Here is a 26,617-nt window from a genome sequence, read left to right as displayed (position 1 = left end):
CTTTTAAATATTCAATCACCTCTGTTTTGTATAAGCCATTCACTGTTTCAGCCAAAGCATTATCGTATGAATCACCGGTCGTACCGACTGATGCTCGTAAATTTGCTGCTTCTAAACGATTGGTATAACGAATGGAAAGATATTGCACACCTCTGTCACTATGATGAATCACGTTCTTTGGCATGCCTCGATCATGCAATGCTTGCTCCAGTGCATCGAGCACCATGTCTGTATTCATCCGTGTTGATACTTTCCATCCAACAATTGCTCGCGAGAACACATCAATAATAAAGGCGGTATAGACCCAGCCTGAATTTGTTTGAATATACGTAAAGTCAGCGACCCACAGCTGGTCAGGGTGATCAGCACTAAAATTGCGTTTCACCAAGTCATCTGCTCGTTTTTGATCATCTCGGCTATGGGTAGTTTGTTTATTCTTACCTCGCCAAACACCTTGTATACCTAGCTTTTGCATCAATCGAGCAACTGTACAGCGTGCAATAATATAGCCTTCACGTTTCAGTTTTTGCCAAACTTTACGTACACCATATCGACCTGAACTTTCCTTCCAAATTCGTTTAATTTGTTCAGCATGATGCAAGTCATGTAGATCTCGCTTTGCTCGATGTTCTGGGTTTTCGCAGAGATCTAGAGTCCGGTAATAGGTTGAGGGTGCGATCGGTAAAATTCTACAAATCGCCTCGACTCCGTACAGCTCTTTATTATTATGGATAAAATCCACCATTATTTGTGTGGGCGGTCGAGTTCCGCCTGGGCGAAAAAAGCGGCTGCTTTACGTAGAATCTCATTGGCGCGTTGCAGTTCTTTATTTTCGCGTTCGAGTTGTTTGATACGTTCTTGGTCTGAAAGCTGCTGTACTTTAACTGGATTTAGTTTATCTAAATATTTTTGATACCAAACACGTAGTGTTTCAGGAGTACAACCTATCTTGGGAGCAATAGCGGTGATCGCAGCCCAATTCGATGGATAATCTTTTTCAGATTCAATCAATAATTGAACCGCTCTTTCTCTGATTTCAGGGGCATATTTTAATTTTGTCATCGGGATAGTCTCTCAGAATATTGACTCTCCGACAAACCCGGTACGGTTCAGAGCCCCAAATGAATGCATTATCCCAAATGTACTTTGTTCGATTGGCTTTGAAACGAAACTCAAAAGCTACGCCTCTAAAAATCAAAGCTATTACCATCAATATGATAGGTAAATATAAGGCTGACAGAACCGCTGAATAGACAATAGGGAAAGCCGCAAAAAGACCAGCGCCACCTAGAACCATCCATGTTTCATTACCATCCCAAACGGGAGCAACGGTGTTCATCATCACATCACGCTCTTGCTGATTTTTAATAAAGGGGAATAAAATCCCGATACCTAAATCAAAGCCATCAAGTAGCACGTAAATAAAAACACCAACTGCAATAATGACAATCCAGATTAAAGATAAATCAATCATAAAGATGCTCCTTGATCCTGATCATCAATTTTTTCATCAATAGCACTCAGGGGGCGCATTGGTGTTTTAAAATGGCCAACGCCTCCGATTTCTTCTGGTGTGTTATGTAAAAACTCAGGTCCTTTATGCATGAGTTTGAGCATGTAATAAATGCCCACACCAAAGACAATAAAATACACGATCACAAAAATAATGAGGGTTAATCCCACCTGTTCTGCTGAGACTGGAGAAAGGGCATCTTTTGTCCTCATAACGCCATAGATAATCCATGGCTGACGTCCTACTTCTGTGGTGAACCAACCTGCGAGTAACGCGATGAAGCCTGAAGGACCCATTAGGATTGCAAAGCGATGAAACCACTTACTCTCATAGAGGCTGCCTGTTTTTCTGAGCCATAGGGCCGTGACTGCAAGGAAGAGCATAAGCATGCCAAGCCCAACCATAATACGGAAACTCCAAAATACGATTGTTGAATTTGGACGATCTTCAGGTGCAAAATCTTTTAATCCTTTCACCGTCCCATTCATGGAATGGGTCAAAATTAGGCTTCCTAAATGTGGAATTGCAATCGCATATTTCGTGCGTTCTTCTTGCATATCAGGAATACCAAATAAATATAAGGGCATCCCATGATCATGGTTCGTTTCCCAATGGCCTTCCATAGCAGCAAGTTTAGCTGGTTGATGTTTTAGGGTATTTAAACCATGGGCATCACCAATAAAAACTTGGAGGGGGGCTAAAATAAGGATTAACCAAAGCGCCATTGAAAATGATGTTTTGACTAATGCATCTCTACGGCCTTTGAGCAAGTGCCACGCAGCAGTAGCAGCAACAAGAAGAGCAGCTACTAAAAAGGCTGCAAGTGCCATATGGAATAAGCGATAGATAAAGGATGGGTTAAAAACAATAGCAAACCAATCTTGAGGTACAACAACCCCATTTTCAATCGTGAAGCCTTGTGGTGTCTGCATCCAACTGTTTGAAGACAAAATCCAGAACATTGAAATACATGTACCGATAGCGACCATCAGTGTGGCAAAAAAGTGTGCTTTTTTACCGACACGCCCCCATCCAAAAAGCATAATGCCTAAAAATCCTGCTTCTAAGAAGAAAGCACTTAGAACTTCGTAGCTCAGTAAGGGGCCTGTAACGCCTCCTGCAAATCGAGAAAATTCACTCCAGTTTGTACCAAACTGATAACTCATCACGACACCAGAAACGACACCCATACCGAATGATAATGCAAATACTTTCACCCAGAATTTGAATAAATCATGATAAATAGAGTCGTTTGTTCTAAGCCATCGCCATTCTAAAACTGCAAGAAAGCTTGCAAGCCCAATAGAAATCGCAGGGAAAATAATATGAAATGACACCGTGAATGCAAACTGAATACGTGCTAACTCAAGTGCCGTAAAACCTAAGGTCATAGCAACTCTCCACATCCGAAGCATGCTCTAGATTGCATATGCTCTGATATGAGTGTGCCTACACAGATACGTGCATTTTTTAAAAGTAATAACATAGCGATTAGTCTCTTCAACTAATTAAATTTCAAAACAATAAGGAATTGCCAATAAATTTAGACAGCAAAAGAGAGAGGAGGTGCTCGACCTTGAGGGATCAGAAATAATTGCTTTAAAAGAAAGAAGATATGAAAGAAAGCTTCTTTAAAAGCTAATAACCGAACTTGAATTCTCACGACTACTTCTTTAACACCCATGTCTGGTAGTGGAACGACATGTGCGTAAACAACACAGTACTGACATTGATGATTTGCATCGTGATGATGGCTAGATGAAGTTTTTTGTTCAAGATTTGCATGATTAAGCTTTTCAGTATCATGATTAGCTAAATCCAGCTCTTGATGAGAGTGATTATGCGTAGAATGATCTGAGCTATGCTTATGGTAAGAAGTATCTAATTGAAGTGCATGGACAATAGTTTCACAGACAGGAGAAATTTGATATTTCTCTGGAAGCAAAGGCTGTATAAAAACAGCAATCTGTAACAAGATTGCTGAGAATGCGAGCAATCTTCCTAAAACCATGATCACTTAGATTGTCTCAATTATCCAAGTAAGATGGTTAGATTGTAGCAGAATTACTATTTATTAAAAGTATAAGCGATATTAATTTAATAGTTTTGATTTAATCCAGCGTAATAATTTTTAGGATAAAGTAAAAATAAAAATAATTGATTTCAATCTGAATCAATTCAGATTGAAATCGTGCATGATTAATTTTGCTCTAAAAAAATAATGATTAAAATTTATAAAGTAAAGTAGATGAATGTATTTTCACGACATTGTAGGGATATTTATTAACTGGCCCTTTAACGGAGATGAAATTTTGTGACTGAGTATATTCTTGAATCGATTTAAGCAAACTCATTGCTTCTCGAGATAAGGGGGATATGGTTTTCTTTTTCCGCCTTCATCTGCTCTTTAGAAATAACCGAGATATTATGCTTAGGTGGAAATTACCCTTTAGATCCTGAAAAAATTGGATTTCCAAACTTAATTAGATCTTAAGAACTTAAATTTATCCTGAGAGAAAATATTTTTGAGGGTAGATCAGTGAGTCAACAAGTGAGTGTATTACGAAATAATAAAATATTTCTCAGTATTTGCACATTGGTCTTGGTAATTTTAGGAGTTTGGTGGGCGAGCAGTTCACTATTTAATAAAAATAAAGCGGAAAAATCAAAGCCACAAAATGTAACCGCCAATGAAACAGAAACCATAGATGTCTCTGGTAATCAGATTTTAATTTCGCCCACACAGATTCAACAGGCAGGTATTCAATTACAAACTTTAGGACAAGCGACAAGTGATGTACAACTTGCACTGACTTTGCAGGGGCAAGCGCAGTGGTCACCTCAAAGTAAAGTGGTCTTAACCAGCCCGATAGCGGGGATAGTTCAACAGGTACTGGTGCAACCTTTAGCAGAAGTTGGTCTCCATAGTCCTGTACTGGCCATTCATAGCCCTGATTTAATTCAGATTCAAAATGAAATTTTACAAATTCGTGCACAACTGCAATTGGCCAGCCAAAATTTGGCACGTGAACGCAGTTTATATGCTGAAGGGATTATTGCTGAAAAACGTGTACAGGAAGCCCAGAATGTAGTGCAACGACTGAATATTGATTTGAGTGCCAAGCAACGCATGTTGCAGTTTATGGGAGGAAGTAGCAGTCAGGGACTGAATTCCGTAGTGTATGTTAAAAGTCCCGCCAAAGGCAGTGTAGAAAGTTTACAGGTATCTGCAGGTCAATATGTAGAAACCGGCGCAGTACTGGGTCAGTTGGTGAATAGTGATCTACCTTTGCAATTAATGTTGCAAGCCCCTTTAGCGGATAGCAAATATATCCAGATTGGCGATCTGGTTAAAGTTGAGGGGTGTGAAATTACTGGGCAGGTACAAAAAATTGCACCAGCACTTTCAGACAATACGCAATCTCAAAATGTTTTAGTTCAGATGAATGCCAAGGACAACTGTTTAAAAGTACAACAGTTTATTAAAGCGAATATTCAAAGCCATAACCCGACAACAGAAACTGCATGGGTAATACCAAGTACTGCCTTGACTTTAAAAGATAACAAGCACTTCATTTTTATCAAAAATCAAAATGGTTTCTTTGCAATGCCGGTGGAATTGGTGGGTGCGAACCAGCAGCAAAGTCATGTGATTGGAAACACATTAAAACCTGGAATTCAAGTTGCTGTGAATGGTGTCGAACGTCTAAAAGCCGTTTGGTCAGGTTTCGGTGCAGAGCAGGCACCACCTGCCAGTAGTAGCACTGCGATGAAATGAGGTTAGGCACATGTTAAAACGTATTATTGCATTTTCACTGAGTCAACGAATCCTAATGCTGTTATTGGGTGTGGCAATCAGTGTTGCAGGTTATTTGGCATTTACAAAATTGCCGATTGATGCCTTTCCCGATGTATCAAGTACACAGGTTCAAATTGTGATGAAATCTCCTGGCATGACGCCAGAAGAGGTGGAAAGCCGTATTGTGGTACCGATAGAACAGGAAATGTTGGGAATTCCTCATCAGACTGTATTACGTTCACAATCTAAATATGCCATTGCAATCATTACCCTGGATTTTGCAGAAGGGACAGATCCTTATTGGGCCCGACAACAGGTCAATGAGCGTTTGACTGGAGTCATGTCAGCTTTGCCTGGCAATGCCTCTGGTGGGATTGCGCCTATGACGACGCCATTAGGTGAATCTTTTATGTTCACTTTACATGGCCCTATGAGTGATATGGAAAAACGAACCTTGCTCGATCGGGTCGTCCGTCCACAGCTCAGAAAAATTGAAGGGGTAGCGGATGTCAATGTCCTGGGGGGGTTGGCACGTACTTTTGAAGTGACACCCAACCTGGATGCTCTGGCATCAAGAGGTCTATCTCTTGATCAGTTAAAACAAGCAATTGAATTAAATAATGCAAGTGACGGTGCCGGTCGTCTGAATGAAAATGGAGAATCATTACTGATTCGTAGCGATAGTCGTGTCACCAATTTACAAGAGCTGGGTGAGATTATTGTTTCCAATCATCAAGGGACACTGGTGCAAGTGAAGGACATTGCCGATGTCCATACCGGTGCCCTTACCCGTTACGGGGCAGTGACCGAAAATGGTCAGGGTGAAGCTGTTCAAGGGATTGTCCTTACTTTAAAAGGCGCCAATGCACGTCAGGTTGTGCAAAGTGTGCGTGAACATTTGCAGGACATTGAGAAAAACTTACCCCCGGGCATTACGATCAAGCCTTTTTATGACCGTGGTGAACTGGTGAATCGTGCCATTCATACCGTGAGTAAAACCTTGATCGAGGCGATTGTACTGGTCCTGATTTTATTGCTGTTGTTTTTAGGCAATTTAAGAGCCGCTTTGGTTGTTGCCGCGATTTTACCTTTATCTGCGTTGAGTACCTTCTTAATGATGCGTCAGTTTGGATTAAGTGCCAACCTGATGTCATTGGGTGGCTTAACCATTGCTATTGGTTTGCTGGTCGATGCGGCTGTTGTGGTGGTGGAAAATATCGAAATGCAACTGGCAGATGCACACGAGTCCAAACACCGTTTGTTTTTACCGTCGCTGAACGTCATTTATCGCGCGGTTTGTGAGGTGGCGGTGCCGGTGACCGCAGGAATGATCATTATTATGCTGGTCTTCATTCCGTTGATGACGTTGCAGGGGCTGGAAGGGAAGCTTTTCTCTCCGGTGGCGCTGACCATTGTCTTTGCACTGTCGAGCTCACTGATTTTTTCATTAACAATTATTCCGGTGCTGTGTTCTTATTTCTTGAAATCTCAAGCACATCACACGCCATATATTGTTGCTAAGCTGGAACAGGCATATAGCAAGGTATTAAATGCAAGTTTAGCTCATCCGAAACGTGTTTATGCTTTGGCCGGAGGCGCTTTGGTGGTTGCTGCACTTATTTTCCCACTCATTGGTAAGTCTTTTATGCCAACCATGGATGAAGGTGACACCATATTGCAGCTGGAAAAAATGCCATCGATCAGTCTGCAAAATTCAATTGCACTTGATCTGGACATTCAAAGAAGAATTCTAAAACAAGTTCCAGAAGTGGCCCGCATTGTGGCAAGAACAGGCTCGGATGAACTGGGCCTGGACCCCATGGGCTTAAATGAAACCGATAGCTTTGTCATTTTGAAACCGCAAGATCAGTGGCAGGGACAAAGTAAGGAGCAGATTTTAGCCAAAGTTCGCCATGTATTGACTGACGTTCCTGGAGTCAATCTGACCTTTAGTCAGCCGATTGAAATGCGGACCTCAGAAATGTTATCAGGTGTACGTGGAGATTTAGCAGTCAAAATTTTTGGTACCGATTTAGACCAGCTAAATCAGCTGTCTAAGCAAATTTCTACCGTTCTACAAGGGATCAAAGGCAGTGAAGATGTCATGACGTTGGAAAATTCCGGGGTGCAATATCAGGAATTACGTATTCGTCGTGATATGGCTGTTCGCAATCAGCTAGATAGTCAAAGCATACAGGCACAACTCAAAATGCTCATCGAAGGGCAGCAAATTAGTTCGATTATTGAACAGGGTCGACCGGTTCCGTTGATGATCAAAGGTGATCCGCGTCTGGGGCAATCCAGTTTTGCCCTTGCAAATATGAATTTACCTGTTGAAAACTCAGCGGCTGTACCATTGTCCTCTTTAGCAGAAATGGTCAAGACTGAAGGTGTCGTTAAAATTGACCGGGAAAATGCTTCAAGAATGTCCGTTGTCCGTGCCAATGTGCGTGACCGCGACCTGGTCGGTTTTGTCGAGGAAGCAAAACAGCAGGTTGCCCAGAGAGTTAAATTACCGGCAGGATATTCATTGAAATGGGGTGGCCAGTTTGAAAATCAACAACGTGCAGCAGCGCGTCTGATGCTGGTTGTCCCTGCAGCGTTGACCATGATTTTTTTCCTGCTCTTTACAACTTTAGGTTCTGTTCGTCAGGCAGTACTGGTTTTTGTGAATATTCCCTTTGCTTTAATTGGTGGAGTCGTGGCCTTAGCCATTACCGGTGAATATTTATCGGTGCCTGCTTCGGTCGGATTTATTGCATTAATGGGGATTGCTGTACTGAATGGTTTGGTGATGATCGGTTATTTTAACCAGCTCATTTCACGCGGCATTGCAATTGAAGAGGTGGTTCGTGAGGGAGCTATGCGACGTTTACGTCCAGTGATGATGACTGCAAGTATCGCGGCTTTGGGTTTAATTCCCTTGCTCTTTACCACTGGGCCAGGTGCTGAAATTCAGCGTCCATTAGCGATCGTGGTAATTGGCGGGTTAATTTCCTGCACCTTACTGACGCTGATTTTACTTCCTAACTTGTTTAAACAATTTGGTTTAGTGCGAGATATTCATGTCTGAAATGTGCCAACTCTCTATCAACATCTCCAGTGATATTGCGGAAGAATTAATGAGCCATTTATGGCTCATTCCCGAGATTGTGACAGGATGTACCTGTATCCCGGCACAAGGTTTCGGCAGCCACCAACATTATCGCAACATTCAAGAAAAAATTCGGGGTGCAACTGAGCGTAATTTGATTCTGTTGATTTTACCCCTCGCAACTGTGCCTTTAATTTTAGCCCATATCCAAAAGAAATTTAAATCAAGTGACTGTTTCTATTGGGTATTACCAACCATAGCATCGGGTTATGCTGGTCAAGGAAAGGTGAACGAATGAAACCAGAGATAGCTACTCAACCCCGTTTGCTGGGTAAAGCCTTATGTTTAATAGGCTTGGGCTGTTGTGTGATGATGGCTTCTGTCGTCTCCGCGGAACCCGCTTTGGATCAGGTCTTGCCACCACTCGATGCGATCAAGCAGAGCTTGTCACAGCATCCAACTGTTCGGTCGGCAGTCTCGGATCAGGACTATGCCAATTTTGCAGGACAAGGGCTAAAACTGGGCCATCCCTGGACCGTACGTGCGGGGATGCAGCTTCGTAACACCGATGCCCAGGATGGTCAAACAAAGTCCAATAGTTATGAGCCGAACTTTGGTGTTGAAAAGCAGATTCGTTTGCCTGGCAAATACCGGCTGGATCAGGATTTGGCGCAACGAGGGATGAGTATTGCAGAATTAAAATATGAAGATGCCAAACATGAAGTTGCCAAAACCTTGTTGAATCAGTGGTTTGCCTATATGCGTAGTGCTTTGCAATTGACACGCTTAGAGGAACAGCAGGCAAGAATACAACACTATATGCAAATGACCCAGCAGCGTATCCGTGCTGGAGATGCCCCACGACTGGAACTGATGCTGCTCAGCAATGAATCTCGGCAAATCGAAGAACAATATATGCAGGCTAAAACAGCTTACTACCAAGCACAGCAGCTATTGTCACGTGATTATCAGGGGAAAATTCCAGAACACTGGAGCAGTGATGTCATCAAAATTCGCCCACTCGAATATACACAGACTGAATGGATACAGCAGGTTTTGTCTGCTAACCATGAGCTTGAGTTGGCCAAAACGCAGGCAGCACAGCAAGATGCGTTAGTCAAAAGAGAGAAACTCAATCGGGTAGCTAATCCTACGGTCGGAGTGGGCTATAGTCGTGAGCAGTCAAGCATTGAAAATTTGATGAGTGTGAGCGTTTCAATTCCACTCGCCAGTCGGCAAGTGCGGATAGCTTCTGGTATGGCCATGGCGGAAGCTCAAAAGGCCAATTTTGAGATCGGACGAGTAGAAAACCGTTTGCGTCAGGAAACGCAATACTGGTTCACGCAGATGGAGTCGGCAACTGTACGGAGTGAGCAGGCTCAACAGAATTTGGCACAGTTACAGCAACAACATGGATTGATGCAAAAAGCATATAAGCTCGGTGAATTGAGTTTAAATGAACTGTTACTTCATTCACAGCAACTGGTTGATGCGCGCGGTCGAATTGATCAAGCCAAAATTGATTATGCAGAAAGCTTGAGTTTACTATTGCTGAATTCGCATCAGTTATGGCCTTTACATGAGGATCATCAGGCAGAGTAAAATAGTAGAGTGCTGATATATCAATGCTTTGTATGATTATTATTCGGTTGGTGTTTTATCTTCCTTGGGCCAGAGTACCTGCCGCTTTCACAGAAATAAATATAGGCTTGTAAGTAGCAGAATGAGAGGGTAGCTCAGACGTGAGAATATTGTTAGTTGAAGACGATGCCTTACTGGCTAAGGCGACAGCACGGGGCTTAGACCATGCAAATTTTGTGGTCGATATCGCCACCACAGCAGAGCAAGCCTATCATTTTTTGGCGAGTTATGATTATCAGTTTATTTTGCTTGATTTAGGTTTGCCGGACCGGAATGGGGTGGAAGTTTTAAAGTCACTGCGCCGTAAAAAGAATAAAGTAGGCGTTATTATTCTGACTGCTCAGGATAAAATTCAGGAGCGTATTTCAGGTTTGGATGCAGGAGCAGATGATTTTGTAGTTAAGCCATATGATTTGTATGAAGTCATTGCACGGATTCAAGCAGTATTGCGCCGTATTTCAGGTGAAGTGAGTGATTTGATTCAGATTGGCAATATTGCAGTTAATAAAGCGACCAAACAGGTACTGAGAGATCAAACTGAAGTTGAATTAACTCAGAAAGAATTTCACTTGCTGGAACTCTTTATCCTTAACCGTGGCCGGATTATTTCACGGGAGAGCATAGAAAACTCATTTTATGCCTATGATGCGGATGTAAGCAGTAATGTGATCCAGGTCTATATTCATAATTTACGGCGCAAGCTTGGGAAAAACATTGTCCGTACAGTGCAGGGTTTTGGCTATATTATGGATGAAAATTATTAATGGCCAATTTCATTCGCAGTTATTCACTGACCAGACGTCTATCATTTATTTTAATGGTCATCACCGCCAGTGTGTGGGTGGGTAGTTTAGGTTGTATTTACTGGGGAATGCAGCGTACCGCGAATAATATTTTTGATAAATCACTGGCTGAAACAGCCCATGCTTTACTTTCGACTACTTCAAGTTCACTGGCGGGGCGAATCCCGGATCATACGGTCATCGAGAAAGCTCAAGGGGAGCATTATAATCAGATTATATTCCAGATCTGGCATCGTAATGGCAAGTTGATTTATCGTTCGGTTGGCATTGGCACACATCCGTTTGTCCAGCAAGCCAACTTTGGCTGGATTCAGATTCGTAATAAAACCTATCGCAGTTATTCGGTTTGGGACAGCACCCACACTATACAAGTACAAATTGCACAGGTTTGGACGATCCGTCAGGATATTCAGAGAGATATGTTGTTATTTTTAATAGGGATTTCAGCATTTTTTTTACCATTACTGTCCTGGCTGATTTTACAGACCATACGCAGCCATCTTTCTACTGTGTTCAGCATCAGTCAAAACTTGGAAAAGCAGTCGATTGAGCATTTAAAACCTATTAATCTTGTCGTACCCAAAGAAATCGAACCTTTGGTGAATTCATTAAATACATTATTGAGTGAAATTGCAGAAAGTTTGCAACGTGAAAAACGTTTCACCTCAAATGCAGCTCATGAGTTACGTACACCTCTAGCTGCGATCCGCCTGCATGCACAAGTTTTGCAGAGCGCACGTTCTACCGAGGAGGCGCGAGAAGCAACTGAGGACATCATGATTGGCATTGATAAGGCCTCGCGAATGATTACGCAGTTACTAACCTTGGCACGGATTGAACCCAATGCTCATCAAGCTCAAGGCTCGGTTGATCTCGTTAATGTGATTCAAAGTACCCTTGCGATGATGGATTTTCAGCTTCGTCAGGCAAAGATTGACTTACAGTTACAACTGGAGTCGGCCCTGGTCATGGCACAAATGGATCAATTGGAAATTATGCTCCGTAATCTTTTAGAGAATGCCATCATCTATCGTAGTTATGAACGCCCGTGTGTCATAAAAATCAGTTGTGGCTGTGTTAAAAATTATAGCTTTGTGCAGATTGAGGATAATGGAATTGGTTTGGATGAAGCACAAATACCGCTGATTTTCCAAAGATTCTATAGGGTGAATCAGAACAGTGTCATTATTGGTAGTGGTCTCGGCTTATCGATTGTTAAGCAAATTGTCGATTTATATCACGGAAAAGTTGAGTTACGTCGGACAAATGCTATTGGTGGTCTTATGGTTAGGATTGAATTTAACCAGCAGAACTAAATAATGACGCTATTTAATGGGCTGAGAACTAGTTTTCAAAATTGAAGATTGGGGTGCCATAACTACTTATGGCTATATAGCGACAGAGGTAAAAAAGCCTACTGTCCTACACTCATATATTGCAGCATAAGTCTGATAAAAGCAGTAATATAACTTATGCCACTTAAAGTGAGGGTGATATTAGAGTCTGTAACTCATTTTGTGTAAGTCCGATTTTTTATAAATGATCATTTAATCAACCATCGAAATGAATAGTAAATCAATTCATTGCTTAAAGTCATGAGTAGTAATGCCACATAAGATTGGCAATGTCTATTTCTTAGCAGGATTTAATGTTACGAAGTAAATTACTTCTTTCTTCACAGAATCATCGGAAGAAAAGATTTTTCTTTTCTTGATTGACGGATCACACTATTCAATGACTCATTTGTATAAATTGTATGATGTACTTTAGCAGGATAGCTAATGTCTCCTCTGATACAATGGTTTTCCCTGAAGGTAGTATATGTCACAAATTCACCAATCTTTACATAATGTAAAAGTCTTTTGGAAGCACAATAAGGGTTCATCAGATACTTAAAATAGCGTCCAGTAATTATCCAGTCTTTAATAAAACTTTCTCTATCTCTAAAATCAAATTTTTTTCTAAAAGTGATTTATGTAAATCTTTTTCTGTGAGCAATTGAGAATGAATAAAGCGTAAATCATCTTGGGACAATGTATCCCATTGATTAGGCTTTAAGTATTCTGATTTTTGGGGTATTAATTTAACAATATCACTTGATGAATAGCTATCAGCAGATAATAAGTTAAAAATAATTGGAATAATCTGTTGGCGTGAAGCTGTCGGCTGCTCTTGATATGCAGTCTTGATACATTCGATCAGGTGTTGGGGCTTATATTCATCTTTGAACATAGTATAAATACGACGCTCATCCTCAGTAACCAATTGTCTAAAAAAATCTTCTGATGATTTATCAACAGGTATACTTTTGATTTTTTGTTGAAGATCAAAAATTTTACGATCCATATCAGGGATAACTAAATCAGAATAGCGTGAAATTTTCTCAATATTTCCTGATCGTAATGCATCTAGCATGGGGTGTACAGGTTTCAATTCTTCATTATAAATTTGTTGCAGCAGCTTAGATGTAATTCGTTCCTTATTTGTTGCAATAGCTCTTAATTGGGCAAGAACAAATAACTTAACTACAATATCAATAATGCCTTGGCTCAAGTCATACCAAATATGTCGAATATCATCTGATAGGAACTCATCTCTTTGGTTAAGTAATTGCTGTTTCCAAAGCTTATCTGTAAAAGCTATCCATTCAGGGTTAAGCTGATTATCAATGTATTCTTGTAATGGCTCCCAGAAAATAGCTCCAAAACCAGCTCCTCTACGTGCTGAGCGAAAGTCAGCCTCAAAAATTTCTCTGGCTTTAGGTGTACCAATTAACATGATAGGTACACCAATAGTATTTACCATTGTGACAAAGAAATTTAACATCTCTTGAGGGCCACCAGATTTTGAGCGACTTAAATGCTGGATCTCATCAATGACCAATAGCCCTAATGCATGAGCATTCGCTAGTTGTGACATTTTAGTGAGTAATGCCTGAATGTTGTAGCGTTTTAGCCCATATTGCTTCTCATATTGAGTATCAAGGACTTGATCTAATGCTCGGAAGAAATTTAAGCAAATTTCTTTTAAGGAACCATTATGTGAACAATCAATTTTTAGGTAAACGACTTGCTCAATATTTAGATCAGGGTGATAAATAACTTGAGGATAGGCTGAAAGAGTTCTAATTAATGACGTCGTTTTTCCGTATCCAGAACAGCCAATCAGAACCATACTTTGAGCTGTTGATTTCACACTTTCAAATCTAAAAGCTTGAAGATCACCTTTCTGTATGCGCTCGTATCCGTTTTGTAGGTGTTTTTGAAGATCACCTGTACGTGGATTCCTTCCGACATACCCTCCACGAATCATCAATGAGATTCTTTCTGTTAAAAGGATGTGGTTATTAAGTGGTTGGAAAAACTCATCACTAAGACGAGCAATTGAATGGGAGCGGACGACTCGTGGGGCATTGAGATCTTGAAGAGAAGGGTCTGAACTAGATCTTAAATGACGAGTCTGAGTATAAGCTTCCAGTAAAGGAGGTAAAGCTTCAATGAATGGGTTGCCCTTATAGGCAGGAACACCTGTATCTTGGTAAACAGCTTGAACTTTTAACGGATGCATGAAAATTTACTCCTCATCATCACTGAATAGTCCAGGAGAGAATGGGAGACTATAGTCATCATCTTCTACTGATTTATTAAACTTTATAATATTAGCCATTTGTTGACTTTCTGGTAAAGGTGTTAAATTAGTTTTTTGCCTTTGTTCCTTTTTATTGGCTCGAATTTGGCTAATTCTTTCACGGCTTGATTGAGTTGATTTAGGAGTTTGCTTTTTGGCGTTATCAATGATTGCCTGAACTGATCTTTTAAAGGCGATACTGTGTGGAGTTTCTGCATGTTTAGCATTCGCTTGCGCATATTTCTCAAGATATTGCTTATCCCAAACCTCCGAGAAACTCATATTTGCATAAGCACGACTCCGAATATTTAAGGAACAAGTCCAATAGGATTGGCTAGCAGAATTTGGGAAAAGATAGATTTTATTTGTGTTTTGAAGATCATATGCTGCTTTTAGGTTCTGAGGACGTTGTATTTCATCACTACGATGTAACCAGCCTTCTCGTAAGACTTCACTACTATTGTAATACAATCCCCATGCATTGATTCCTAGTGGAGAGATTGAAACTTTAGTCCGTGGCAATAATGAAACTCGAAACTGTTCAGCATCAACTGTACGGAGCTTGCCCATACGGTTCTGAATTCCCCAATTCCAAAGGTGAAGTGGAATAGATGGAATATCTTCAGGGATGTCCTCATCTCGATCATATTTTTCTAGAACATGATGATTGTTACGAAATAGAATCGCCTGAATAATAATTTGAGTGAATTCTTTTAGGGTAAGTGCTGCTTCAAGTCTATAATCAGATTCGCCATGTTTCTTAATCCGATGACCTTGAACAATACCTGGAGCATAGGGTTTAAATTCAGCTTGAATAGTACGAAAGCAGCTTTCTACAACTGCTTTGGCATCTCCTCTTCTTGGTGGAGCTGTTTCTAAACGCACATTATAGCCATTGGTCAGAGTTTCAGCTTGTTCACTCAACATTTCTGCTCGGTCAGCAAGAATTGCACTTGGTAAACCAACAGTCGGCCACTCATCTTCAGATATTTCGATATCAAACTCTTTGCAAAGAACAACTTTACTACTACATGCAACAGATACAGTTTGCATAGCGATTGCATATGAAGGGTTATCAACACCGACATAAAAACCAGCGATCATACGACTAAAGACATCACTTATGCTATAAAAGGTCGGTCTACCTATAATCTTGGTCCGATCATCATCTGCAACTAAATAAATATCAGCAATCGTTGCATCAATTTCATAACGACTACCAGGTCCAAGTACACTTGATGTGCTTGTTGCAGATAAGGGACGCTTATCCTTTTTAAAATCAGTAGGATTTGTTTGAGCTTCGATAAGTTGGGGTTTTGTGTATTCTCGATGATAAAAATACCGGAATTGCCTTAAAGTTGGATAATTCTTGCTATCTTCTTTGGGGTAGTACTGTTCATATAAGCTTTGGAACTTTTGATACGCTTCAGTTGTTTTGAGTGGACTATTTACGAGTAGATATTTAGAGATCGTCAATCTAAATAGTCTTTCTATTTCAAGGGTAATTTGACAACCTTCACCATCACCAAATTGACGTTTACGTCCATTTTTCTTGGTGTTAATTTCTGTCCGAGTTTTACCGGGGGCACCACTATTTTTATAATCTGGCAATAGCGCGTTGGGAATTTGTCCTCTTTGCCAATATTTTCGCAGATATTTATAAATCGTTGGTTTAGACACCAAACCAGAAGACTCAATTTTATGAATTAAAGTTGCCCGAATTGATGGTTCATAGTGGTTCGGTTCTTGGATAATTTCTCTTATAAGATTGAAAGCCTTGTCTCTTTTGATAAAGGCAATGGAGTCTAAAGCAGGTTCTTCTAAAATCAAATTGACAAAAGGGTCTTTAGCGCGTGTTAAGCGTTCATTATCTAAGTATTCAGAAAGAGCTTCTTCTCTCACTACTTCAGGTAAAGCATTCTTTTTATTGATCTGAATCCAGAATATATCTCCAAAATTAATAAAAAGAATACGGTAAAGTTGATCATCAAATTTAAGAACCTCATTGATTTGCCACATTGAGGAATCCTTCTACAAGTTGATGTTGATAGAATGTGATATCTTTTACTCTTAATTCTTTGAATTTCTGGGTAATATCAAATTTGATTAGGCGATGGGCCATAAGTTGTTTTAGGTCAGCCAAGGATTGACCAAGGTCTTGTTGATATTCTCGATCAATAGATTTACAGACATCAGATAGTTTCATTTGTAGGTGTTTTTGGCAGAAAAATTCAAAATTACTCAAAGCATTAAGCAGTTGGTCATAATCGTGCATATCTGTCTGAGATGAATAAAGCCATTTGATATTATCAAGTACAGTTGGATTCAGCTCTTTTTCAGTAATGATGTACCAAGGAATTTCCTTGCTCGCCCAATAACGCCTTTCGATTTCTAATTTCTCAATAGTTCTAGGATTTTTGAGTTCTGATAAAGGTTTGACCTGAATAACAAATTGTTTATGGGATGAGCTATCTACTAAAAAATCCGAAGTCATTACCTGATTGATGCCACGAATATTAGGATGTCTAATGCCATTATTAGAGGAAATCTCAATGGTTTCATCTCGTAGTAGAGGGTATTGCTCGCGTATATCTTGTACATGACCCATCCAGTCTAAAGTTAAAAAGACGCCAAGCTCCAAGTTGGATAGCAGATGATGGGTGCGTTTGGTTTTAAATGAGTAGATACGATGGGATAGACCTTGGGATGGCACTTCATGAATTCTTAGCCAAGGTTTATAGTTAGCACCTGAACCTTGTCCACGTCCTTCTTTGATTCGTTTAGCAATCTGTATCTCGGTTAAGCCATTCAGAGATTTAGCCATTAAAAAGCCCAGTATACTTTTTAATCAGTATACTTGGGCTTTTTATAGTTAACAACTATTTTGTGTAGTTAATAACTTTAATGTCATAGTTAGCAACTGTTTTGTATAGTTAATAACTATTTTGTCTGACCACAATTCCAGCCTTTTATCGAAAAATTATTCTACCGTTACCGATTTGGCCAAGTTACGTGGCTGATCGACATCCGTACCACGCAGAACTGCGACATGGTAGGAGAGCAGCTGTACCGGAATGCTGTAAACAATCGGGGCTAAAATTTCATTCACACTCGGTACATAAACCACATGCTGGCGGTCTTTGGCTTTAATGCCGCTATTTTCATCCGCAAAGACAAACAGTTCACCGCCGCGTGCCTGAACTTCTTCCATATTGGATTTGAGTTTATCCAGCATGTCATCTTGCGGCGCCAAAATTACTACCGGCATGTCATTGTCGACAAGGGCCAATGGACCGTGTTTAAGCTCACCCGCCGCATAGCCTTCGGCATGAATATACGAAATTTCTTTCAGCTTCAATGCACCTTCAAGCGCAATTGGGAACTCTGTACCACGGCCTAAGAACAGGCAGTGATTTTTTTCTACAAACAGTTCTGATAAACGCAAAATTTCAGCATTATTTTGCAGCGTATCTAGAATAACTTTTGGTGTGTGCCAAAGTTCAGCCACAATTTCAGAAATTTGGGTATCAGCAATAGTATGTTTGATTTGGCCAATTTTAAGTACCAACAACATCAGTGCAGCAAGCTGTGTGGTAAATGCTTTGGTCGATGCCACGCCAATTTCAGGGCCTGCAAGGGTTAACAAGCTGTGATTAGTTTCGCGCACCATCGATGATGTTGCAACGTTACAAATCGTCATTGTGGTGATGTTTAAGTTTTTCGCTGCTGCACGTTTTTGTGTATCACGTAGCGCAGCTAAAGTATCGGCGGTTTCACCAGATTGAGAAATACACACATATAATGTGTTGTTGACAATCACCGGTGAGCGATAACGGAATTCGCTGGCAATTTCGACTTGGCAAGGCACATCGACCAATTGCTCAAACCAGTATTTTGCAATCATGCCGGCATGGTAGCTGGTGCCGCAGGCAATAATCTGAACTTGCTGGATTTTAGAAAAATCTTCAACGGCAGCAGTCAGAAAATCTTCACGCAGCGTATTGCTATTTAAGGCTTGAGAAATGGTTTGCTTAATCGCTTCAGGCTGCTCATAAATTTCTTTGAGCATATAGTGCTTATATTCGCCTTTCGATGCGTTGCTGACGGTTGCATCCAGCTCTTTGACTGGACGTTCAACACGCTTGCCATCGACAAACACTTCAATGCTGGTGCGGGTCAGGCGCGCAATGTCGCCTTCTTCAAGATAAATAAAACGGTTGGTAATCGGCAGCAATGCAAGCTGATCTGAGCTGATAAAGTTTTCACCAATGCCGACACCAATCACCAAAGGTGAACCTTCACGCACAGTGATCAATTCATCTGGATGATCGGTATGAATGATGCCTAGGGCATAAGCGCCTTTTAATTGCGGCACCACCTGTTTCACCGCTTCCAGCAGGCTTGGTGTTGATTTCAGCGCATCATTGACCAAATGCGCAACCACTTCTGTATCGGTCTGTGAGGTGAACACGTAGCCTAAAGCTTCCAGATCATCTTTCAGCTCTTGGTAATTTTCAATAATCCCGTTATGAACAACAGCGACATTGCCTGAAATATGCGGATGAGCATTATTTTCAGTCGGTTTGCCGTGAGTTGCCCAGCGGGTGTGCGCAATTCCTAAAGAACCGGCAATATGTGATTCATTTACGGCTTGTTCAAGGTTCGCGACCTTACCGACACGGCGCTCGCGAAGCACCTGACCTGCGTTGATCAGGGCTAAGCCAGCAGAATCATAACCGCGGTATTCAAGGCGTTTTAGGCCTTCAATTAAAATATTTGTAATGCTGCGTTCAGCAATGCCGCCGACAATACCACACATAGTAAAACCCTCTTATTTCTTCATCTTTTGCGGACGCGGATAATCTTCTTTGACAAATTGTTTAGAGCGTTCTACGGCTAAACAGTTATCTGCAACATCACGGGTAATGGTTGAACCGGCGCCGACAGTCGCGCCGTTGCCGATTTGAACAGGTGCAACCAGCGAGCTGTTGGATCCAATAAAGGCGGCATCGCCAATAATGGTTTTGAATTTGTTGGCGCCGTCATAATTGCAAGTAATGGTGCCTGCACCGATGTTGGAACCTGCGCCGACTTCGGCATCACCTAAATAAGTGAAATGATTGGCTTTAGAGCCTAGGCCAATGGTCGAATTTTTAACTTCAACGAAGTTGCCGATATGCACTTCATCTGCCAGTTTGGCGCCAGGGCGCAAACGTGAAAATGGGCCAATCTGCGTATTTTCACCGACGATGGCGCTGTCAAATACACTGTAGGGCTGCACTTTGGTGCCCGCGGCGATTTTGGTATTTTTAATGACACAGCCCGCACCGATTTCAACGTGATCGCCGAATTCGCAGTGGCCTTCGATAATCACATTAATGTCGATACACACATCTGTGCCGGCTGTCAGCTGTCCGCGCAGATCAAAGCGGCTTGGATCAATTAAATGCACGCCTTGCTGCATCAGTAATTTGGCTTGATAGGCTTGGAATTCACGTTCCAGCGCCGCCAGCTGCGCACGGTCATTCACGCCTTCTACTTCAAAAGCGCGTTCAGGCTCTACAGAGGCCACTTCTAGACCATCGGCAATCGCCATCGCTACGATATCGGTCAGATAATATTCGCCTTGCGCATTGTCATTGGATAATTGCGGCAGCCATTTATGCAGTTTGGCATTGCTGACGCAATAAATACCGGTGTTGAATTCTTTGATTTTACGCTGTTCTTCAGACGCATCTTTATGCTCGACAATGGCTTGGATTTTGCCATTTTCGCGCACAATGCGGCCATAGCCTGTTGCATCGGCAACCGTCAGCGTCACGAGGGCAATGCCGGTGTTTTGCGCAGCATCCAGCAGTTTTTGCAGTGTAGCTTGGCTAATGCATGGCACATCGCCGGATAAAATTAAAGATTGCCCATCTTGCGGCAGAACAGGCAGGGTAACTTTAACCGCATGGCCTGTGCCCAGCTGTTCAGCCTGCTCGACCCACTGCACATTTTCTTGTGCGAATTCTTGTTGAACCCGGTCTCCGCCATGTCCATAAATCGTAATAATATTATTGGCTTGGAGTTTTTTTGCAGTCTCAATTACATGCCCAAGCAAAGGACGGCCAGCTAAGGGCTGGAGAACTTTGGGCAAGCTGGAACGCATGCGTGTTCCTTTGCCAGCGGCGAGAATGATAACGCTAGTAGACATGTTAAATCCTAGGAGTATTTATCATATAGACGTGAAATAAAAATAAACGCAGATGCAGAGCGCGGCCCAAATGCCAGCAATGATATCGTCCAGCATAATGCCGAAACCGCCGCCGACTTGGCGGTCAATCACGCTGATTGGCCAGGGTTTCCAGACATCGAACAGGCGGAATAAGCCAAACCCGATAAGCGCCCAGAGCCAATTCATTGTTCCAAGATATATCAAAGGTAAAAACGTGATGGATTGTCCAGCAAACTCATCCCAGACAATGCGGCCATCATCATGAACCCCCATGACTTTGGCGGTCTGCCCGCAGATATAAATGCCAATCAATGACATGAAAACTATGGCCAAGATGGCGTTGAAAAAGCCAATTGCAAGCCAGAACGGAATAAACAGCAAGGCAAAGGCGGAGCCAAAGGTGCCTGGCGCTTTGGGTGCAAGCCCAGAGCCAAAACCGACACCGCAAAACACAATGAAGCGGTCTTGCCAGCGCATTTGCTTAAAGTTAATTTCCGGTTTATGCAAAATGTTGATACCCATGAAATGGAATGGAACAATCTACGCCATTCTGTAAATAAGTGAATCCCAATTTTTTGGTAATTTGTCCAATAATTGTAAGATTTACATCTAATTTTTGCTGTATCAACAGCTGATGGCTGTTTGGGCTTATTGTAAAGCATAATTCATAGTCATCACCACCGGCTAAAGCCAGTTGCCATTTTTTTTCTTGTTCTAGTTTTGCAACTTCGGCAGAAACAGGCAGGTTTTCCAGATGAATTTCTGCACCGACCTGTGAGGCCTGTAGAATATGGCCGAGGTCTTGCGCCAGTCCATCTGAGACATCAATCATGCTGGAGGCGAGGCCTTTCAGCTGTTCACCCAGCTGGCAGCGGGGAGTTGGATAATCTAAGCGCTTTTGCAGCGGATGGCCCAAATGCTGCAGGCCGTAAGCCGCATCGCCAACGGTGCCGCTGACGCAAATCAGGTCGCCGACTTGGGCGCCTGAGCGGGTGATGGCTTGGCCGGATTCGATCCAGCCCAGCGCCGTGACGGTAATGGTCAGATGCGGGCTTTGCGTGGTATCGCCGCCGATTAAACTCACGCCAAATTGATCACAGCAGTCATATAAGCCCTGACTGAAGCCTTTCAGCCAAGCATGATCAATTTGGGGTAAGCTCAAGGCCAGTAAAATGCTGTGCGGTTTTGCGCCCATGGCGGCAATGTCGGACAGGTTGACTGCAACGGATTTCCAGCCGATGGCATGCGGATCCGTATCGAGAGGGAAGTGCCTTCCTGCCACCGAAGTATCGGCGCAGATCACCAATTGCTGATGCGGCGGAGGGGTGAGCAGGGCTGAGTCATCTCCAACGCCTAGATCGACCGAATTTGCATTCTTGCGGTTGAAATAGGTGTCGATGATCGAGAACTCAGCCATAGCAGCAAATCAACTTTAAAGAATCAGTTTGCTTGCTGTTTTTCTGCTGCACGCAGGGAAGTGGCTAAACGGTCCAATACACCATTGATGTATTTATGGCTGTCTGCACCGCCAAAGTGTTTAGCCAGTTCTATCGCTTCATCCAAAACCACACGGTATGGAATTTCCAGATGCTCTTTCAATTCATACGCGCCTAGGCGAAGCGCCGCCAGCTCTACGCCGTCCAGCGCAGAAAGTTCGCGGTCCAGCACAGGGATTAAGAGCGCATCCAATGCTTCATGATTGGCAACCACTTGAGTCAACAATTCATGATAATAGCTGAGATCCACTTTATGCATGGCATTTTCCACGCGTGTGCGCGCTTCAATCTCATGCACTGGATTGTGGCTCATCTGCCATTCATAAATTCCTTGCACAGCAAAACGGCGTGCTTTGCGTTTTGCTGCATAAGTTGCTTGAAGTGTTTGCGACATAGCGTTAAATAGCCTTTAACAAGTTAACCATTTCAATTGCAGTCAATGCAGCTTCGCTGCCTTTATTGCCTGCTTTTGTACCCGAGCGTTCAATCGCTTGTTCAATGCTGTCCGTAGTCAATACACCGTTAATCACCGGCAGGCCAGTGTTCAGGCCAACAACGCCCAAACCCTTAGCGCATTCGCCGGCAACAAAATCGAAGTGAGGCGTGCTGCCGCGGATTACCGCGCCAAGCGCAATCACCGCGTCAAAACGTTCAGTTTCAGCTAATTTTTTAGCTACCACTGGCAGTTCCCATGCGCCTGGTGCATGAACAACAGTGATATTATCCTCTGATACGCCATGACGTTGCAATGTATCAATTGCGCCGTCCAGCAGATGTTCAACAACAAAGCTGTTAAAACGGCCGACTAAAATCGCGTAACGGCCTTCGCTCGCGAGATGTAACATACCTTCAATACGGCGAACTGCCATAGCAACCTCGATTATTTCTCTGATGTTTGATGAGCGGCGACATATTCCACCACTTCTAAGTTAAAGCCTGATAATGCGTTAAAGCGTAATGGTGAGCTGAGCAGCTTCATTTTTTCCACGCCTAAGTCACGTAAAATTTGTGCGCCAACCCCGATGGTTTGGTACTGCTGCGAAAGCGCAGCGCTGGATTTTGCCGGTTTTGGCGCAGCCAGGCTTTCCAGTGCAGGCCCTAAGTCCTGCAAATGGCGCTGGCCGATCCAGACTAAAACGCCGCGGTCGCTGCTGGCGATTTCTTTCAGCGCTTTGTCCAGGTTCCATGCCGGTTCACCGTCTTGCTTGCGGATTTTCAGCAAATCACGCGCAGGACTGAAACCGTGCACACGCACCGTGGTCACGCCTTGCTTCGGTTCGCCTTTAACCAAGGCTAAGTGAATATCCGGGTTGCCGATTTCACGGTAACGGAAGAGTTCAAAAGTGCCGTATTCCGTGTCCAGCGTTTGCTGATCAATCCGCTCAACCGTTTGTTCATTGGTCATGCGGTAGTGAATCAGGTCGGCAATGGTGCCGATTTTTAGACCATGCTTTTCAGCAAAAACTTCAAGATCCGGACGGCGCGCCATGGTGCCGTCTTCATTGATGATTTCGCAAATCACCGATGCCGGCTCTAAGCCGGCCAAGCGTGACAAGTCACATCCCGCTTCGGTATGGCCTGCACGGTGCAATACGCCGCCGGGCTGCGCCATCAACGGGAAAATATGGCCCGGCTGCACAATATCAGCAGGTTTGGCATGCGCGGCCACGGCAGTCAGAATGGTATGCGCGCGTTCAGCAGGTGAAATGCCTGTTGAAATGCCGTTGGCCGCTTCAATCGACAAGGTGAAATTTGTGCCATGCTGTGCGCCATTGGCATCGACCATCAGCGGCAGCTTCAGCTGTTCACAGCGCTCACGGCTCAAGGTCAAGCACACCAGGCCGCGGGCATGGGTAATCATGAAGTTAATGTCTTCTGGGCGGACATGAGTCGCTGCGATGACTAAATCACCTTCATTTTCACGATCTTCATCATCCATCAGGATGACCATCTTGCCTGCACGAATATCTGCGACGAGCTCTTCAACTGTATTGAGCGGCATCAGCCTTCACCTTCTTTTCCGTCTTCTGTGAAGACATTAAATTTATATAGATTGCTGCATAGTCTAACGTTTTTTTGCGTACTTTGCCTATGCTTATCATTTTCCTTTGCAGGTTCATTGTTATACACAGTCCGAGCGGACTTTTAAAGTCAGCAGCATTTCAAAAAGCAGCTCATCTGCGCAATCTTTAAACGATTGAAAAGCATGAAAAAGGATGAGGTTCTATTGCCAAGGCCTGAAAAACAGCCTTTCTGCGCTGCAGATGCCAAATATGAAAATTCCTGCATTTATTGCTGTTTAGACCTTTTCGGCGCTATTTTCTGCAGCCTGCGCGTTGAGATAGTCCCGCATCACCGATTTATTGGCGGTTAAAATCAGCTGTTGCACGGCAGGGTCCGGCATGGCGCGGGCGATCAAGATTGCGCCCACCAGCTGGCACAGCATGGCCCAGGCTTTTTCTTCACTGCCGAGATGCGCTGCGAAAAGCGCATGGCCGCGCATCAGTTCCTGCTGATAGGCCTGCTGAATGTCATGATCGGCACGGCCAATTTCAGCCGCCAAGGCCGGCAGTACACAGCCTTGATCGGGATGCTTGAGATGGGACAGCGTCAAATAGCGTTCCAGTTCAAAGTCAATCCATTCGGCTGCGCTGTGATGCGGATTGTTTTGCCAATGCGCAAAACTTTGCTGCAATTCAGTCTCAATCAGCGCTTTGAACAGTTCCTGTTTCGATGAAAAATGAGAATAAAATGCGCCGCTGGTCATGCCGGCAGCCTGCATGAAGCTGTCAACGCCTGTTGCGACAAAGCCCTGCTGTTTGGCCAGCTGGCCGCTGATCTGCAGCAGTTCTTGACGTTTTTGCTGTTTATATCCCGCTGGATAGCGCATTTGGGAGCAAGCCTTTTCATTGATTGACCTGTTGGAAATTATAACATAGTATTCGTTATGATAACGGTCGTTATTTTATAAATATAAAGATGGCAGTGGAGTCAGCGCATGGAACAGCAGCACAGTAAGACAGCGCCGAGAGTGGCTTTGGTGATCGGCGCAGGCGACGCAACAGGCGGAGAAATTGCCAAGCGTTTTGCCCGCGGCGGCTATATTGCCTGCATGACGCGGCGCAGTGCAGATAAATTGCAGCCCTTGATTGAAGAGATTCAGCAGCAGGGCGGGATGGCATATGGTTTTGCCTCCGATGCGCGCAAAGAAGCGCAGGTGATTGAGCTGATTGAGCGGATCGAAGCAGACATTGGCTCGATTGAAGTCATGGTGTTTAACATTGGCGCCAATGTGCCTTGCAGCATTTTGGAAGAGACGGCACGCAAGTATTTTAAAATTTGGGAAATGGCCTGCTTCGGGGCGTTTTTAACCGGCCGTGAAGTCGCCAAGCGCATGGTTGCACGTGAGCGCGGCACGATCATTTTTACCGGCGCAACGGCTGGCCTGCGCGGCGCATCGTATTTTGCGGCTTTTGCTGGAGCCAAGCATGCGCTGCGGGCCTTGGCGCAAAGCATGGCGCGTGAACTGGGGCCGCGGAATATCCATGTCGCGCATGTGGTGGTGGATGGCGCCATTGATACCGATTTTATTAAAGATACATTTCCTGAGCTGTATGCAAAAAAACCGCAGGATGGCATATTGAACCCTGCGCATATTGCTGAAAATTACTGGCATTTGGCGCAGCAGTCGCGGGATGCGTGGACGCATGAATTAGACCTGAGACCATGGATGGAGCATTGGTAATAGGCTTTTGCGAACGAACAACAAGAAAAGATTTGAGAAAAATACAGGAAGTGAATGATGAAAGTGATCGAGTTTTATTTTGATTTGGGCAGCCCCTACAGTTTCTTGGGATTCCACCGCATACAGCATATTGCTGCGCAGCGTCAGGCAGAAATCATTTGGAAACCGATGCTCTTGGGAGGGGTCTTTAAAGCCACAGGCAACAGCAGCCCGATGGCCGTGCCGGCCAAGGCGCGCTATTCCATGATTGACCTGCAGCGCTGGTCAAAGTTGTGGAGCATTCCTGTGCAAATGAATCCCTATTTTCCCATCAATACCTTGCAGCTGATGCGCCTAGTCACGGCAGTGCAACTGTTTCAGCCGGAACATTTCCTGCCGGTTCTGACTGCACTGTTTGATGCGATGTTTGGCCATCCGAGCAATTTAAATGATGCGGCTGAATTCATGACGCTGGTGCAGGAGCTGGGTTTGGATGCGGCGCAAGTGCAGGCATGGCTGGACGATGAAAAAGTGAAGTCCGAGCTGAAAGTGATCACGCAAGAAGCCATTGACCGCGGTGTATTCGGCGCACCGAGCTGGTTTGTGGGTGATGAGCTGTATTGGGGCGTAGATCATCTGCATTTTATTGAATCGGCATTGAGCGCATCTGCGGTGCATGTTTGACGGCCAATCGAGTGAGTAA

Annotated in this window: 21 protein-coding genes, 3 pseudogenes and 1 other annotated feature; of the genes and pseudogenes, 8 read left to right on the top strand and 16 right to left on the bottom strand. The window is 43.4% G+C overall.

What is annotated here, in order from left to right:
• The 4 genes and pseudogenes from ACE3T3_RS11860 to ACE3T3_RS11845 all read right to left on the bottom strand — a co-directional run.
• Positions 1-1,062, bottom strand: a pseudogene (locus ACE3T3_RS11860) (IS3 family transposase); the annotation flags it as partial.
• Positions 671-787 (bottom strand) — a sequence feature (AL1L pseudoknot). Its footprint overlaps the pseudogene before it by 117 nt.
• A 49-nt stretch (positions 1,063-1,111) precedes the next feature.
• Positions 1,112-1,474 (bottom strand): annotated as a pseudogene (cydB, locus tag ACE3T3_RS11855) (cytochrome d ubiquinol oxidase subunit II); the annotation flags it as partial.
• Complete coding sequence (locus tag ACE3T3_RS11850) at positions 1,471-2,904, bottom strand: cytochrome ubiquinol oxidase subunit I (RefSeq protein WP_374667166.1); 1,434 nt, start codon at positions 2,902-2,904, stop codon at positions 1,471-1,473. The pseudogene cydB and the gene ACE3T3_RS11850, both read right to left, overlap by 4 nt.
• 152 nt (positions 2,905-3,056) lie before the next feature.
• The gene (locus ACE3T3_RS11845) at positions 3,057-3,524 is read right to left on the bottom strand and encodes a DUF2946 domain-containing protein (RefSeq protein ID WP_130075502.1); all 468 of its coding nucleotides are present in this window, start codon (positions 3,522-3,524) and stop codon (positions 3,057-3,059) included.
• A 528-nt stretch (positions 3,525-4,052) separates the two neighbouring features.
• Here ACE3T3_RS11845 and ACE3T3_RS11840 point away from each other — a divergent pair.
• The 6 genes from ACE3T3_RS11840 (at position 4,053) to ACE3T3_RS11815 (ending at position 12,166) form a co-directional block, all read left to right on the top strand.
• Entirely contained in the window at positions 4,053-5,291 is a 1,239-nt protein-coding gene (locus tag ACE3T3_RS11840; RefSeq protein WP_111861299.1) for an efflux RND transporter periplasmic adaptor subunit, read from the top strand.
• A 10-nt stretch (positions 5,292-5,301) separates the two neighbouring features.
• On the top strand, positions 5,302-8,385 hold the full coding sequence (locus ACE3T3_RS11835) for a CusA/CzcA family heavy metal efflux RND transporter (RefSeq protein ID WP_136143832.1): 3,084 nt from the start codon (positions 5,302-5,304) through the stop codon (positions 8,383-8,385).
• The gene (locus ACE3T3_RS11830; RefSeq protein ID WP_092692960.1) at positions 8,378-8,704 is read left to right on the top strand and encodes a DUF3240 family protein; all 327 of its coding nucleotides are present in this window, start codon (positions 8,378-8,380) and stop codon (positions 8,702-8,704) included. The genes ACE3T3_RS11835 and ACE3T3_RS11830 overlap by 8 nt, the downstream gene beginning before the upstream one ends.
• The gene (locus ACE3T3_RS11825) at positions 8,701-10,008 is read left to right on the top strand and encodes a TolC family protein (RefSeq protein ID WP_136143833.1); all 1,308 of its coding nucleotides are present in this window, start codon (positions 8,701-8,703) and stop codon (positions 10,006-10,008) included. The genes ACE3T3_RS11830 and ACE3T3_RS11825 overlap by 4 nt, the downstream gene beginning before the upstream one ends.
• Before the next feature lie 140 nt (positions 10,009-10,148).
• Positions 10,149-10,811: a response regulator gene (locus ACE3T3_RS11820; RefSeq protein WP_111860832.1), complete on the top strand. Its 663-nt coding sequence runs from the start codon at positions 10,149-10,151 to the stop codon at positions 10,809-10,811.
• Positions 10,811-12,166 (top strand): ATP-binding protein, encoded by a 1,356-nt coding sequence (locus ACE3T3_RS11815; protein ID WP_111860831.1) that lies wholly within the window; start codon positions 10,811-10,813, stop codon positions 12,164-12,166. The genes ACE3T3_RS11820 and ACE3T3_RS11815 overlap by 1 nt, the downstream gene beginning before the upstream one ends.
• 315 nt (positions 12,167-12,481) lie before the next feature.
• On the opposite strand, the pseudogene ACE3T3_RS11810 reads toward ACE3T3_RS11815, so the two are convergent.
• The 12 genes and pseudogenes from ACE3T3_RS11810 to ACE3T3_RS11755 all read right to left on the bottom strand — a co-directional run.
• Positions 12,482-12,699 (bottom strand): annotated as a pseudogene (locus tag ACE3T3_RS11810) (IS256 family transposase); the annotation flags it as partial.
• Between the two features lie 62 nt (positions 12,700-12,761).
• On the bottom strand, positions 12,762-14,417 hold the full coding sequence (locus ACE3T3_RS11805; RefSeq protein ID WP_111860830.1) for an AAA family ATPase: 1,656 nt from the start codon (positions 14,415-14,417) through the stop codon (positions 12,762-12,764).
• A 6-nt stretch (positions 14,418-14,423) separates the two neighbouring features.
• On the bottom strand, positions 14,424-16,496 hold the full coding sequence (locus tag ACE3T3_RS11800) for a transposase (RefSeq protein WP_374667160.1): 2,073 nt from the start codon (positions 16,494-16,496) through the stop codon (positions 14,424-14,426).
• The gene (locus tag ACE3T3_RS11795) at positions 16,480-17,301 is read right to left on the bottom strand and encodes a TnsA endonuclease N-terminal domain-containing protein (protein ID WP_111860829.1); all 822 of its coding nucleotides are present in this window, start codon (positions 17,299-17,301) and stop codon (positions 16,480-16,482) included. The genes ACE3T3_RS11800 and ACE3T3_RS11795 overlap by 17 nt, the downstream gene beginning before the upstream one ends.
• A gap of 156 nt (positions 17,302-17,457) precedes the next feature.
• Positions 17,458-19,296 carry a glutamine--fructose-6-phosphate transaminase (isomerizing) gene (gene glmS / locus ACE3T3_RS11790; RefSeq protein ID WP_374667158.1) on the bottom strand — a complete coding sequence of 613 codons (1,839 nt, stop codon included), beginning with the start codon at positions 19,294-19,296 and terminating at the stop codon, positions 17,458-17,460.
• A 12-nt stretch (positions 19,297-19,308) separates the two neighbouring features.
• Positions 19,309-20,673, bottom strand: a complete 1,365-nt coding sequence (gene glmU, locus ACE3T3_RS11785) for a bifunctional UDP-N-acetylglucosamine diphosphorylase/glucosamine-1-phosphate N-acetyltransferase GlmU (protein ID WP_374667156.1) — start codon at positions 20,671-20,673, stop codon at positions 19,309-19,311.
• Positions 20,674-20,694: 21 nt separating this feature from the next.
• Positions 20,695-21,216, bottom strand: a complete 522-nt coding sequence (locus tag ACE3T3_RS11780; protein WP_374667154.1) for a phosphatidylglycerophosphatase A — start codon at positions 21,214-21,216, stop codon at positions 20,695-20,697.
• Positions 21,194-22,111 carry a thiamine-phosphate kinase gene (gene thiL / locus ACE3T3_RS11775; protein WP_374667152.1) on the bottom strand — a complete coding sequence of 306 codons (918 nt, stop codon included), beginning with the start codon at positions 22,109-22,111 and terminating at the stop codon, positions 21,194-21,196. Before thiL ends, ACE3T3_RS11780 begins: the two co-directional genes overlap by 23 nt.
• 23 nt (positions 22,112-22,134) lie before the next feature.
• Positions 22,135-22,584 (bottom strand): transcription antitermination factor NusB, encoded by a 450-nt coding sequence (gene nusB / locus ACE3T3_RS11770; RefSeq protein WP_374667150.1) that lies wholly within the window; start codon positions 22,582-22,584, stop codon positions 22,135-22,137.
• A 4-nt stretch (positions 22,585-22,588) separates the two neighbouring features.
• On the bottom strand, positions 22,589-23,059 hold the full coding sequence (ribE, locus tag ACE3T3_RS11765) for a 6,7-dimethyl-8-ribityllumazine synthase (protein WP_374667148.1): 471 nt from the start codon (positions 23,057-23,059) through the stop codon (positions 22,589-22,591).
• An 11-nt stretch (positions 23,060-23,070) separates the two neighbouring features.
• On the bottom strand, positions 23,071-24,192 hold the full coding sequence (gene ribBA, locus ACE3T3_RS11760; protein WP_374667146.1) for a bifunctional 3,4-dihydroxy-2-butanone-4-phosphate synthase/GTP cyclohydrolase II: 1,122 nt from the start codon (positions 24,190-24,192) through the stop codon (positions 23,071-23,073).
• Positions 24,193-24,489: 297 nt separating this feature from the next.
• Positions 24,490-25,080 carry a TetR/AcrR family transcriptional regulator gene (locus ACE3T3_RS11755; RefSeq protein WP_374667144.1) on the bottom strand — a complete coding sequence of 197 codons (591 nt, stop codon included), beginning with the start codon at positions 25,078-25,080 and terminating at the stop codon, positions 24,490-24,492.
• A gap of 108 nt (positions 25,081-25,188) precedes the next feature.
• Here ACE3T3_RS11755 and ACE3T3_RS11750 point away from each other — a divergent pair, with 108 nt between their 5' ends.
• Together ACE3T3_RS11750 and ACE3T3_RS11745 are read left to right on the top strand one after the other, a co-directional pair.
• A complete protein-coding gene (locus ACE3T3_RS11750) occupies positions 25,189-25,935 on the top strand; it encodes an SDR family oxidoreductase (protein ID WP_374667142.1) in 747 nt (248 codons plus the stop codon).
• A 57-nt stretch (positions 25,936-25,992) separates the two neighbouring features.
• Positions 25,993-26,598 carry a 2-hydroxychromene-2-carboxylate isomerase gene (locus tag ACE3T3_RS11745; RefSeq protein ID WP_374667172.1) on the top strand — a complete coding sequence of 202 codons (606 nt, stop codon included), beginning with the start codon at positions 25,993-25,995 and terminating at the stop codon, positions 26,596-26,598.
• Positions 26,599-26,617 lie beyond the last annotated feature (19 nt).

The organism is Acinetobacter sp. (assembly GCF_041919735.1).
In the GTDB taxonomy this organism is placed as follows: domain Bacteria; phylum Pseudomonadota; class Gammaproteobacteria; order Pseudomonadales; family Moraxellaceae; genus Acinetobacter.
This window is presented reverse-complemented; position numbering and strand designations above follow the sequence as displayed.